This is a genomic window from Streptomyces sp. NPDC085931, assembly GCF_044540565.1.
Lineage (GTDB): Bacteria > Actinomycetota > Actinomycetes > Streptomycetales > Streptomycetaceae > Streptomyces.
In genome coordinates, this window is sequence record NZ_JBITSK010000003.1 from 600,940 (window position 1) to 609,510 (window position 8,571).

Consider the following 8,571-nt stretch of genomic DNA (forward strand, 5'->3'; position numbering starts at 1 on the left):
GGGGCTACGCCACGTCGGTCAGCTTCGGCATCTCGCCCTCGGTCGTGGTGATGTCGATCAGTGAGAGCTGCGCCCCCTGCGGGTCGCTGATGGCGGCGAACCGGCCGAACGGGGTGGTCATCGGGCCGAACCGCAGGACTGCGCCGAGTTCGACGGCCTTCGCCACGGCCGCGTCGCAGTCCTCGACGGTGAAGTAGACGTTGATGTAGGGCGGCATCTCGGGCGGGAACTCCTCCGTCATCCGCATCCGGCCGAGCACGCTGCGTTCACCGAGGTCGTAGACGCGGAAGTCCACGTGGCCGTCCTCCATGTCCCGCTTGCGGTAGGAGAAGACGGCGGGGAAGAACGCGTCGGACCTGCCGGGCTCGCGGGTGAAGACCTCCGCCCAGGCGTAGGCGCCCGGTTCGGCCATCGCCTGGAAGCCCTCGTGGGTGCCGGCCTGCCAGAGGCCGAAGACGACGCCGCCGGGGTCGCGGGCCAGGCACATGGTGCCGAATTCGCCGACCCGCATCGGCTCCATCAGCACCTGTCCGCCGTGGTCGCGGATGCGGCCGGCGGTGGCGGCGGCGTCCTCGGCCGCGAAGTACAGGCACCACTGCGACGGGGTCTCCTCGCCGTCCTGGCCCGGCATGGGCGGGACGACGGCGGCGACCGCCTTGCCGTCGGCGTAGGCCTCGGTGTAGTTGCCGTACTCCGTCGACGACTCGGCGAAGGTCCAGCCGAGGAGTTCGCCGTAGAAGCGCTTGGCCCCTTCGAGGTCACGGAACATCGCATCGGCCCAGCACGGGCTTCCTTCGGGTTGCACGGCCATGGCTGCGGCCCTCTCCGGACGGGTGAATGGTCCCGTTTCCTCACGCTAGTCACCCCCGGGCGGGCCCGCGCGCCGAAGCCCGGCCGGGCGGCCCGTACGCGAGCGGCCCGTACGAGCGGCGCCGCGCGCGGAGTGTCCGGCGGACGTCTTCCGCGGGGCCGCCCGCTGTGCTTGCCTGAGTGCCGTTTCGATGACCGGGGCGGGAGTTGCCTGATGCGCGAGCCGTGGGTCGTGGGAGTGCTGCTGGCCGGACTGCTGCTCGGCGGTTGCGGGGATCCGGCGTCGGGACCGGACACCGCCGTGCCGGCCGGACCGGACACGTCGGCGCCCACCCGGCAGCGCGCGCCCGCCCCACCCGCTTCCCCGGCCTCGCCCGCCGCGCCCGCCTCGACGCCGCGCGAGGCGCCCCGGGTGCTGTACCTCGGCGACTCGCTGGCGATGGAGAACCAGCAGGTCCTCGGACAGGAGCTGCGCCGGGAGCTGCGGGCCGAGTACACCAGCGCCCCCTACTCCGGCACCACGCTCTGCGACTACCTGGAGGGCACGGCCGAACGGTCCCTGGTGCCGGCCGCCGACAAGGCCGCCGCGCTGGTGCGCCGGCTGCGCCCGGACGTGGTGGTGCTGCAGTTCTGGGGGAACTCCTGGGGCTACACGCCGTGCATGGACGGCATCACCTACGACCGGTCCCCCGCCCGGTACTTCAGCCGCTACGCCGCCGACGCGCGCCGGCTCACCGAGCAGATCGCCGCCGCCGGACGCGGTGCGGGACCGGAGATCGTCTGGGTGGCGCAGGGCCCCGACCCGATCACCCCGGACCGGATCCGGCGGGTCAACGCGCTGTACGCGCAGCGGGCCGCCGCCTCCGGCGGGCTGGTGGCGGACGCGGGGAAGGCGGTGAGCCCGGCCGGCGGCCGCCAGACCTGGACGCAGTACCTGCCGTGCACCGCCGCCGAACGGGCCCGCCCCGGCTACTGCACCCAGCCGTCCCGCGGCCGGACCGCCCTGCACCGCGACGACGACTACCTCCACTTCTGCCTCGCGCCCACGACGTCCCGGCCCAAGCCCTGCCCGGTGCGCTCCCCCGGCATCCTGCGCATCGCCCGGGCGATCACGGAAACCGTTCGACAGGCGGCGCGCTGACCGGTCCAATGGGGCGCCATGAACACGGCACGGATGCATGCGGACGAGGTCGACCTCGACGCCCGGCTCGTCGGCCGGCTGGTCGCCGAACGGTTCCCGCGGTGGGCGGGACTGCCCCTGCGGCGGCTGGAGTCCTCCGGGACCGAGAACGCCATGTTCCGGCTCGGCGCGGACAAGGTCGTACGGCTGCCCCGGCATCCGCGCGCCGTCGGGGCCATCGAGCACGAACTGCGCTGGCTGCCCCGGCTCGGCCCGGCGCTGCCCGCCGCCGCGCCCGAACCCCTGGGGCGGGGCGAGCCCGGCCCCGCCTTCCCGTGGCCCTGGTCGGTGTACCGCTGGCTGGACGGCCGCAACCCGGTGCCCGGGGCGCTCGACGCTCCCGAGGCGCTCGCGCGGGACCTGGTCTCGTACGTCAGGGCGCTGCGCCGGGTCGACGCGTCGGACGGTCCGGCCGGCCACCGCGGAGTGCCCCTGGCGGCCCGGGACCGCTCCGTGCGGGAAGCCCTCGCGCACCTGGCCGGGCAGGTCGACACCGCGGCGGTGGCCCGCCGGTGGGAGCAGGCCCTCGGCGCGCCGGAGCACTCCGGGCCGCCGGTGTGGGCGCACGGCGACCTGATGGCCGGGAACCTGCTGGTCACGGGCGGGCGGCTGAGCGCGGTGATCGACTTCGGGACGGTGGGCGTGGGTGACCCCGCCGTCGACCTGATCAGCGCGTGGTGCGTGCTGCCCGCCGGGGTCCGCGGGCTCTTCCGCGAGGCCGTCGGCGCCGGGGAGGCCGAGTGGGCGCGCGGCAGGGGCTGGGCCCTGTCCATCGCGGTCGTCGCGCTGCCGTACTACCGGTACACCAACCCGCCGGTCGCGGAGAACTCCCGGCACGTGATCGCCGAGATCCTGGCCGAGACCGCGTAGGGGCGCGGCGGGCGCGGCCCGCCCCCGCTCGCGGAGGGTCCGTCACTCGCCGGCGTAGGCCCTCTCCAGGGCGGCGATGTCGAACTTGCTCATGGCCATGAACGCCGCGGTGACGCGGGCCGCCTTCTCCGGGTCGGGGTCGGTGACCATCTCGTCGAGCCGGTCCGGGACGACCTGCCAGGACACGCCGTACTTGTCCTTGAGCCAGCCGCAGGGGCCCGGCTCGCCGCCGTTCTCGGTGAGCTTGGCCCAGTAGTAGTCGATCTCCTCCTGGTCCTCGCAGAAGATCATGAAGGAGACCGCCTCGTTGAACCGGAACTGGGGGCCGCCGTTGAGCCCGAGGAACCGGTGGCCGTTGGCCGTGAACTCGACCGTCATCACGCTGCCGGCGGGCTGCATCGCGCCCTCGGGGTAGCGGGCCACCCTGCCGATGCTGGAGTTCTTGAAGATCGAGACGTAGTGGTGCGCCGCCTCTTCGGCCTGGCCGTCGAACCAGAGACACGTGGTGAAGCCGTCGGTCGCCATGGGGTCCTCCCGGAGCGTGTTTCGCTGTCACCCCTTTCGACCGCCCGGCGGCCCGGAACTCATCGGCCTCGCGGCACATTCCTCAGGCCCTGCTCCCGCCCTGCTCCGGCCCCGCTCCGGCCCTTCGCGGCGATGGAGGAACGCGACCCGCCGGTCGGCGGTGTGCGGGCGTTCTTCCGGCAGGTGCGCGAGAAGCGCTGCGGCCGCCGCTCTGCCGGCAGCGGATCTGCCGACGGCAGAGAAAGCGGCCGCGGGCGTCGTCCGAGGTCGACAGTGGAGCCGACGGCACGTCAGGTCCGCCACCCCGAGGAGAAACCGATGACCCCACTCACGACACTCGCCCCGCGGGCGGAGGAGGGCGACACCCCTCCGACCCGCTTCGACGACCAGCTGGCGGCCCAGCTGCTGGCCCAGCGCATCGTGCTGCTGGGCACCCAGGTCGACGAGGTCTCCGCCAACCGGGTCTGCGCCCAGTTGCTGATCCTGTCGGCGGAGGACCCGCGCACCGACATCAGCCTGTACATCAACAGCCCCGGCGGAGCGGTGCACGCGGGCCTCGCCATCTACGACACGATGCGGCTCGTCCCCAACGACGTGTCGACCGTGGCCATGGGCTTCGCGGCCAGCATGGGCCAGTTCCTACTCAGCGTCGGCGCGCCCGGCAAGCGCTACGCCCTGCCGAACGCGCGGATCATGATGCACCAGCCGTCCGCGGGCATCGGCGGCACCACCGCCGACATCGAGATCCAGGCGCAGAACCTGGAGTTCACCAAGCGGACCATCGAGCGGATCACCGCCGAGCACACCGGCCAGAGCCCGGAGACCATCTCCCGCGACGGCGACCGGGACCGCTGGTTCACGGCCGAGGAGGCCAGGGAGTACGGCATGGTGGACCGGGTGGTGGAGTCCCTCGCGGACGTCGTCCCGGCGGCGGCCCGGCCCAGGATGGGGCTGCGGTGATGGGGAGCTACACGATTCCGAGCGTCATCGAGCGGACCCCGCAGGGCGAACGGTCCTTCGACGTCTTCAGCCGGCTGCTCAACGAGCGGATCGTCTTCCTCGGCACGGAGATCGACGACGGCGTCGCCAACGTCGTCATCGCGCAGCTGCTGCACCTGGAGTCGACGGCGCCGGAGACCGAGATCGCCGTCTACATCAACTCCCCCGGCGGCTCGTTCACCTCGCTCATGGCGATCTACGACACCATGTCGTTCGTGCGGGCGCCGATCTCGACGTGCTGCGTCGGGCAGGCGGCCTCCACCGCCGCCGTGCTGCTCGCCGGCGGCGACCCGGGACGGCGTTTCGTCCTGGAGCACGCGCGCGTGCTGCTCGGGCAGCCGGCCACCGGTGGGCAGCGCGGCATGGTCTCCGACCTGGCCCTGCAGGCCAAGGAGATGGTGCGGATCCGCTCCCAGGTAGAGGAGGTGCTGGCGCGCCACACCCACCACGACGTGGCGACCCTGCGCGCCGACATGGACCGCGACAAGGTCTTCACCGCCCAGGAGGCGGTGGCCTACGGCCTGGCCGACGAGGTGCTCAGCCGGCGCCCGCACCTGGTCTGAGGCGCCGGCCGGACACCCGGCTCAGGCGGCCAGGCAGAGCCCGTCGTGCGACGACGGGGACGTACCCCGGCGGCCGCCGGCCGCGTGATGCGAGGTGAGCCGGGTCAGCTCGCCCTGGGCCCGGTGCAGCAGGTCGCCGAGGCCCAGTCCGAGGGCGTGGGCGGCGGCCGCGAGGACCTCCGAGGAGGCCTCCTTGCGGCCCCGCTCCACCTCCGACAGGTACGGCATGGAGATCCGCGCCGCGTCGGCGACGTCCTTGAGCGTGCGCTCCTGCGCGAGGCGCTCCCGGCGCAGGACGTCCCCGACCAGGTCACGCCAGAGGGGCTCCTTCGCGGCGGGAGCCGTGGGACCCTGGTGCGGCGGGGCCGGGGGCCGGGTCACCCGGGGCCGGGCGCCGTGCGGGCGCAGAGGGATGACGCGGGCTTCGTTCGGCACGTGATCGGTCACCGCTCCAGCCTAGGAACCTCCGCCGAGAGGGGAAGTACCCGGCGTTTCGCCCTCGGTGAATTCGGTGGGCATGGTGCGCGACATCCCGGGTACCCGCAACCCGGGAGTACCTATGCAGATGTCCGCCGTGAGTGTCGGGAGAGGTAATGGAGACCGCCGTGATCCGGTCGAAGGCACAGGTTGTCGAAGAGAACGCCGAGGCCAGCACGGGTGACGGAGCGCTGCCCGGTGTCGTGGACCCGCGGTCCGTCGCTCCGCGGGACGCCCGCGAGCTGTCCCGCCAGTTCTTCCAGCGCCTGACGGAGCTCGAAGAAGGCACCCACGAGTACCAGTACGCGCGCAACACCCTGATCGAGATGAACATGTCGCTCGTGCGGTTCGCGGCGGGCCGTTTCCGGGGCCGCGGCGACGACATGGAGGACATCGTCCAGACCGGCATGATCGGCCTGATCAAGGCGATCGACCGGTTCGAGCTGTCGCGCGAGGTCGAGTTCACCTCCTTCGCGCTGCCCTACATCGTCGGCGAGATCAAGCGGTTCTTCCGGGACACCACCTGGGCGGTGCACGTGCCGCGGCGGCTGCAGGAGCTGCGCGTGGAGCTCGCCAAGGCGCGCGAGGAGCTCGCCAGCCGGCTGGACCGCGAGCCCACGGTCGCGGAGCTGGCCACGCTGATGAACATCTCCGAGAAGGAGGTCGTGGAGGGCCAGATCGCCTCCAACGGCTACAACTCGTCGTCGCTGGACGCCGCGCTCACGGGTGACGGGCCGGAGGGCGGCGAGGCCGTCCTTGCCGACTTCATCGGTGTGGAGGAGGACGGGCTGCGGCTGGTCGAGGACTTCCACTCGCTCGCCCCGCTGATGGCGGAGCTCAGCGAGCGGGACCGGCAGATCATCCACATGCGGTTCGTGGAGGAGGCCACCCAGGCGGAGATCGGCGAGCGGCTCGGCTGCTCCCAGATGCACGTCTCCCGTCTGATCAAGCGGATCATCACCCGGCTGCGGCAGGGCATGCTCGGCGAGCTGGGCTGCGCCTGACGCCGACGACGGACCAGCGGGTGCCGTCCCACACGCGGGAGTGGGACGGCACCCGCTTCTTCATGTGAGGGCCGGGTCGCAAGCGAGGTGTGCGGGCCGCGGGAGCGGCGCAGAGACAGGGACCGCATCCGCCTTTTCTGTCCTGCGGGCCGGGTCAGGAGCGCGCCGCAGCAGCAGGGACGGCGTCCGCTTCATTTATCGTGCGGGCCGGCCGCGGCAGGGCGCTCCCAGGCGGCCACGGGTTCCGGCTCTCGTGCGGTCTGCGGTTCGGGGCGGCTCATTCGGCGGTCAGCGGCAGCACGGCGCGCACCCGCTTGCCCACCGGCACCCGCTCCACGCTGACCTGCCGCGCCAGCGCGTGGACGATCTCCAGGCCGTGCCGGCCGATGCGCTCGGGGTCGCGGGGGAAGATACGGGGCAGAGCGGAGCTGCTGTCGTAGACCGACACGGTCACCGTCGTGTCCGTGCCCGTCAGCTCCAGGATGTACGGCCCGTTGCTGTGCCGGTCGGCGTTGGTGACCAGCTCGCTCACCACGAGCAGCACGGCGCCGTCATTCCGCTCGTCGACGCGCGCGCACCACTCGGTCCTCAGCTGCTCGAGGAAGAGCGCGGCGAACGCCCGCGCCTCGGCGATGCATCCCTGCTCGCCGGAGTAGTGTGCCGCCCGCCTCAGCGGTTCCACGGGCACGTCGAAACCAGTCGGTATCACTGCCCCGTCCACGTGGTCGATCATACTTTTCTCTCTGGGATGCCGGACTGGCCGGACGCTCTGCACCAGTGCTCGTACCCCGAGCCGGGCCGCGCAGTCCTGGCAGTCTCGGTGCCGTGCGGTGGGTGAAGCATTGTCCCCCGCGCGCGGGGCACCCGGTAGGGCGTCGGGGCCGGCCGACGGCGGCCGGGCGGATCACCGGAGGTGCGCGGTGGCCTGGTGGGTATGGCTGGTCATAGTGGTCGCGGCGCTCGGCGCCGTCGCGGTGGGGGCGCTCGCCGTGCAGGCCGGGCGGCGCTCCGGGACGGTGATCGCGGTCCGGCGCAGGCCCGGCGGGAAGGGGCTGCGATGAACGAGCTGATGGCGGCGCGGAGCCTGACGACCCTGCCGGTGGTCACCCTGGGCGGGGACGCCGTCGCGCAGATCAAGGACACCGTCTTCGACGCGGCGGCCGGGCGCGTCACCGGCTTCACGCTCAGCGGCCGCGGGCTGCTGAGCGGCCCGCTCAAGCAGAGCCTGCCGTGGTCGGCGGTGCATGCGCTGGGCCGGGACGCGGTCATGGTCCGTGACGCGCTCGCCCTGCAGGACACCTCCGTCGTGGTGGCGCGCCGCGAGGCCCAGCAGGGCCGGGTGCTGCACGCCAAGGTGCTGACCGACGAGGGCACCGAGGTCGGCACGGTGCTGGACGTGGTCGTCGAGGGCGGCACCAGCGGCCGGGTGGTGGGTTTCCGCATCGCCGCCGCCAAGTCGCTGGTGCGCGGCTCCAGACGCCGCCGACACCGGGTGTACGTGCCGCGCGGCGAGACGCTCGCCGTCTCCGGCCGCGCGCTGGTCATCCCCGCGGACGCGGTCCGCTACGTCGCCGACGACCTGGCGGAGTTCACCGCCCGGGTCGGCGCCTTCCAGGACGAACGCGAAGGGACGCCGTGACGATGCTGTTCTCCGAGGCACTGGGGCTGCCGGTGCTGACGCTGGACGACGCGGAGGAGCTCGGCGCGGTGCGGGCGCTGACGGTGGACGCCGCGTCCGGAGTGGTCACCCACGTCCGGGTGCGGGGCCCGCACCGCAAGGAGACCGTGCTGCCCTGGGGTGCCCTGCACGCGCTCGGCCCGGACGCCGTGCTGGTGCGCTCGGCCGCGGCCCCGGCCGAGGTGCCGCCCCACCACGAGCTGCCGGGCCTGCGGATCCTCGCCGAGACGGGCGACCAGCTCGGCACGGTCCAGGACGTCGCGTTCGAACCGGGCACCGGCCGGCTCGAAGCCGTCCTCACCGCCCACGGCGACCTGCCGGCCGACCGGCTGCTCGGGCTCGGCGAACACGCCCTGGTGGTCCGCGCCGGCTAGGCCGTGTCTGATAATTGATCTTGTGGTGGGTCGTGGTGAGCTGACGGATGCGGCGTGGGAGCGGATAGCGCCGCTGTTGCCGGGTGTTGAC

Annotated in this window: 12 protein-coding genes; 8 read left to right on the plus strand and 4 right to left on the minus strand. The window is 73.0% G+C overall.

Annotation, left to right across the window (positions count from 1 at the left end; genetic code table 11):
* Nucleotides 1-4 precede the first annotated feature (4 nt).
* Complete coding sequence (locus tag ACIGAN_RS08680) at nt 5-811, minus strand: VOC family protein (RefSeq protein ID WP_399856182.1); 807 nt, start codon at nt 809-811, stop codon at nt 5-7.
* Between the two features lie 213 nt (nt 812-1,024).
* Here ACIGAN_RS08680 and ACIGAN_RS08685 point away from each other — a divergent pair, with 213 nt between their 5' ends.
* Nucleotides 1,025-1,951 carry an SGNH/GDSL hydrolase family protein gene (locus ACIGAN_RS08685; RefSeq protein ID WP_399856185.1) on the plus strand — a complete coding sequence of 309 codons (927 nt, stop codon included), beginning with the start codon at nt 1,025-1,027 and terminating at the stop codon, nt 1,949-1,951.
* A gap of 18 nt (nt 1,952-1,969) precedes the next feature.
* The gene (locus tag ACIGAN_RS08690) at nt 1,970-2,860 is read left to right on the plus strand and encodes an aminoglycoside phosphotransferase family protein (RefSeq protein WP_399856187.1); all 891 of its coding nucleotides are present in this window, start codon (nt 1,970-1,972) and stop codon (nt 2,858-2,860) included.
* A 42-nt stretch (nt 2,861-2,902) separates the two neighbouring features.
* On the opposite strand, the gene ACIGAN_RS08695 is transcribed toward ACIGAN_RS08690, so the two are convergent.
* Entirely contained in the window at nt 2,903-3,385 is a 483-nt protein-coding gene (locus ACIGAN_RS08695) for a VOC family protein (protein ID WP_399856189.1), read from the minus strand.
* 318 nt (nt 3,386-3,703) lie between these two features.
* Between ACIGAN_RS08695 and ACIGAN_RS08700 the strand changes: the two genes are divergently transcribed.
* Both ACIGAN_RS08700 and ACIGAN_RS08705 read left to right on the plus strand, forming a co-directional pair.
* Nucleotides 3,704-4,345: an ATP-dependent Clp protease proteolytic subunit gene (locus ACIGAN_RS08700; RefSeq protein ID WP_365741806.1), complete on the plus strand. Its 642-nt coding sequence runs from the start codon at nt 3,704-3,706 to the stop codon at nt 4,343-4,345.
* Complete coding sequence (locus ACIGAN_RS08705; RefSeq protein ID WP_399856191.1) at nt 4,345-4,947, plus strand: ClpP family protease; 603 nt, start codon at nt 4,345-4,347, stop codon at nt 4,945-4,947. Before ACIGAN_RS08700 ends, ACIGAN_RS08705 begins: the two co-directional genes overlap by 1 nt.
* Before the next feature lie 21 nt (nt 4,948-4,968).
* Here the strand turns inward: ACIGAN_RS08705 and ACIGAN_RS08710 are convergent, their stop codons facing one another.
* Complete coding sequence (locus ACIGAN_RS08710; protein WP_365094099.1) at nt 4,969-5,394, minus strand: helix-turn-helix domain-containing protein; 426 nt, start codon at nt 5,392-5,394, stop codon at nt 4,969-4,971.
* Between the two features lie 146 nt (nt 5,395-5,540).
* Here ACIGAN_RS08710 and ACIGAN_RS08715 point away from each other — a divergent pair, with 146 nt between their 5' ends.
* On the plus strand, nt 5,541-6,428 hold the full coding sequence (locus ACIGAN_RS08715; RefSeq protein WP_311678957.1) for an RNA polymerase sigma factor SigF: 888 nt from the start codon (nt 5,541-5,543) through the stop codon (nt 6,426-6,428).
* A 277-nt stretch (nt 6,429-6,705) separates the two neighbouring features.
* On the opposite strand, the gene ACIGAN_RS08720 is transcribed toward ACIGAN_RS08715, so the two are convergent.
* Entirely contained in the window at nt 6,706-7,161 is a 456-nt protein-coding gene (locus ACIGAN_RS08720) for an ATP-binding protein (RefSeq protein ID WP_399856194.1), read from the minus strand.
* 187 nt (nt 7,162-7,348) lie between these two features.
* On the opposite strand from ACIGAN_RS08720, the gene ACIGAN_RS08725 reads away from it, so the two are divergent.
* Genes ACIGAN_RS08725 through ACIGAN_RS08735 form a run of 3 tightly spaced genes read left to right on the plus strand, consistent with a single transcriptional unit; the run spans nt 7,349 to nt 8,480 of the window.
* Complete coding sequence (locus ACIGAN_RS08725; protein WP_365094093.1) at nt 7,349-7,489, plus strand: hypothetical protein; 141 nt, start codon at nt 7,349-7,351, stop codon at nt 7,487-7,489.
* Nucleotides 7,486-8,067, plus strand: a complete 582-nt coding sequence (locus tag ACIGAN_RS08730) for a PRC-barrel domain-containing protein (protein WP_365741812.1) — start codon at nt 7,486-7,488, stop codon at nt 8,065-8,067. Before ACIGAN_RS08725 ends, ACIGAN_RS08730 begins: the two co-directional genes overlap by 4 nt.
* 2 nt (nt 8,068-8,069) lie before the next feature.
* Nucleotides 8,070-8,480 (plus strand): PRC-barrel domain-containing protein, encoded by a 411-nt coding sequence (locus tag ACIGAN_RS08735; protein ID WP_365094286.1) that lies wholly within the window; start codon nt 8,070-8,072, stop codon nt 8,478-8,480.
* Nucleotides 8,481-8,571 lie beyond the last annotated feature (91 nt).